At 69.9% G+C, this 2,740-nt stretch carries 1 protein-coding gene; it reads right to left on the reverse strand.

Annotated elements, in window-relative coordinates; all coding sequences use genetic code 11:
• Window positions 1-2,740: transketolase (gene tkt / locus AWZ10_RS21510; protein WP_159058314.1), on the reverse strand; the 2,740-nt coding region annotated here is incomplete at both ends.

The raw sequence follows: 2,740 nt of genomic DNA on the forward strand, positions 1-2,740 counted from the left end.
CTTGTCGATCTCGGTGTCCACGCGGGACACGAAGAAGGACGCCACGGAGTGGATCCTGGAGAGGTCCAGGCCACGCCTCTTGGCCTTCTCCAGGCCGGCGAGGTAGGCGTCCATGACCTGGCGGTAACGCTCGAGCGAGAAGATCAGTGTGACGTTGACGCTGATGCCGAGGCCGATGACCTCGGTGATGGCCGGCAGGCCGCCCAGCGTGGCCGGGATCTTGATCAGCGTGTTGGGCCGGTCCACCAGCCAGGCCAGCTGCTTGGCCTCGGCCACGGTCGCGGCAGTACCGTGCGCGAGACGCGGGTCGACCTCGATGGAAACCCAGCCGTCACGGCCCCCGGTGGCGTCGAAGACCGGGCGCAGGATGTCGGCGGCGTCGCGCATGTCCGCCGTCGTGATCATGCGGACGGCCTCGGAGACCGTCACCCCACGCAGCGCCAGTTCACGGATCTGGTCCGCGTAGTCGTCCCCGTTGCCGACCGCCTGCTCGAAGATGGTGGGGTTGGTGGTCACGCCGACCACATGCTTGCGCTTGATCAGTTCGGCGAGGTCGCCGGAGGTGATCCGTCTGCGGGAGAGGTCGTCCAACCAGATCGCGACGCCTTCCTCGGAGAGGTGCTTGAGTGCGTCGCTGGTCATGGAAGTCGCTTCTCCTATCTGGTGGTGCTCGCGGTTGCGGCCGCTGTCCAGGGCGGCGACGGCCTCCCGGGCCTTGGCGGCCACGTTCTCGGCAGTGAAGCCGAACTCCTGGAAGAGGACCTTGCCGTCGGCCGAAGCGCCGAAGTGCTCCAGCGAAACGATGCGACCGGCGTCACCGACGTACCGGTGCCAGGTCAGACCGATACCGGCCTCGACCGCGACCCGCGCCCTGACGGCCGGCGGCAGAACGCTGTCCCGGTACCCCTGGTCCTGCTCCTCGAACCACTCCACGGACAGCATGGACACCACCCGGGTGGGCACGCCCTGCGCCTGGAGCCGCTCACGCGCCTCCACGGCGACGTGCACCTCGGACCCGGTGGCGATGAGGATGACCTCGGCGTCGCCGCCCTCGGCCTCGAACAGGACGTAACCGCCCTTGGCCGCGTCCTCGTCGGCCTCGTACGTCGGCACACCCTGACGGGTCAGCGCCAGACCGTGCGGGGCGCCCTTGCCGAACTCCTTGGTCCAGCGCTTGAGGATCTCGCGCCAGGCGATCGCCGTCTCGTTGGCGTCGGCCGGGCGGACCACGTTCAGGCCGGGAATGGCCCGCAGGGAGGCCAGGTGCTCCACCGGCTGGTGGGTCGGGCCGTCCTCGCCCAGACCGATGGAGTCGTGCGTCCACACGTACGTCACCGGCAGGTGCATCAGCGCGGACAGGCGCACGGCGTTGCGCATGTAGTCGGAGAACACCAGGAACGTGCCGCCGAAGACACGGGTGTTGCCGTGCAGCGCGATGCCGTTCATCTCCGCGGCCATGGAGTGCTCGCGGATACCGAAGTGGATCGTGCGGCCGTAGGGGTTCGCCTCCGCCAGCGGGTTGTCCGCCGGGAGGAAGGACGACGTCTTGTCGATCGTCGTGTTGTTCGATCCGGCCAGGTCGGCCGAGCCGCCCCACAGCTCCGGGATCACCGCGCCGAGCGCCTGGAGGACCTTGCCGGACGCGGCACGCGTCGCGACGCTCTTGCCCGTCTCGAACTCCGGCAGGTGCGACTCCCAGCCCCCGGGCAGCTCGCCCGCGCTGATCCGGTCGAACTCCGCGGCCCGCCCGGCGTTGTTGTCGCGCCACTCCTGGAGCTGCTTCTCCCAGACGGCACGGGCCTCACGGCCGCGCTCGCCCAGGGCGCGCGTGTGCGCGATGACCTCGTCGGCGACCTCGAAGTCCTTGGCCGGGTCGAAGCCCAGGACGCGCTTGGTGGCCGCGACCTCGTCCGCGCCGAGTGCCGAGCCGTGCGCGGCCTCGGTGTTCTGCGCGTTCGGGGCGGGCCAGGCGATGATCGAGCGCATCGCGATGAACGACGGCCTGTCCGTCACCAGCTTCGCGGCCTCGACCGCCTCGAACAGCGCGGCCGGGTCGAGGTCGCCGTCCGGCTTCGGCTCGACGCGCTGTACGTGCCAGCCGTACGCCTCGTACCGCTTGGCGGTGTCCTCGGAGACGGCCGTCTCGGTGTCGCCCTCGATCGAGATGTGGTTGTCGTCCCACAGCAGGACCAGGTTGCCGAGCTTCTGGTGGCCCGCCAGCGAGGACGCCTCGGCGGAGATGCCCTCCTGCAGGCAGCCGTCACCGGCGATCACGAAGACGTGGTGATCGAACGGCGACTCGCCCACCGGCGCATCCGGGTCGAACAGGCCGCGCTCGTAGCGGGCGGCCATCGCCATGCCCACCGCGTTGGCCACACCCTGGCCCAGCGGCCCGGTCGTCGTCTCGACGGCCCTGGTGTGCCCGTACTCCGGGTGGCCCGGGGTCTTCGAACCCCAGGTGCGGAAGGACTCCAGGTCCGCAAGCTCCAGACCGAAGCCACCCAGGTACAGCTGGATGTAGAGGGTCAGGGAGGAATGGCCCGCGGACAGGACGAACCGGTCACGGCCCACCCAGTCCGGATCGGCGGGGTCGTGACGCATCACCTTCTGGAAGAGGGTGTACGCGGCGGGCGCGAGGCTCATCGCCGTACCCGGATGGCCGTTGCCGACCTTCTGTACGGCGTCGGCTGCCAGGACTCGGGCCGTGTCGACGGCACGCTGGTCCACATCGGTCCACGCG

The organism is Streptomyces europaeiscabiei (assembly GCF_001550375.1).
GTDB lineage: Bacteria > Actinomycetota > Actinomycetes > Streptomycetales > Streptomycetaceae > Streptomyces > Streptomyces europaeiscabiei.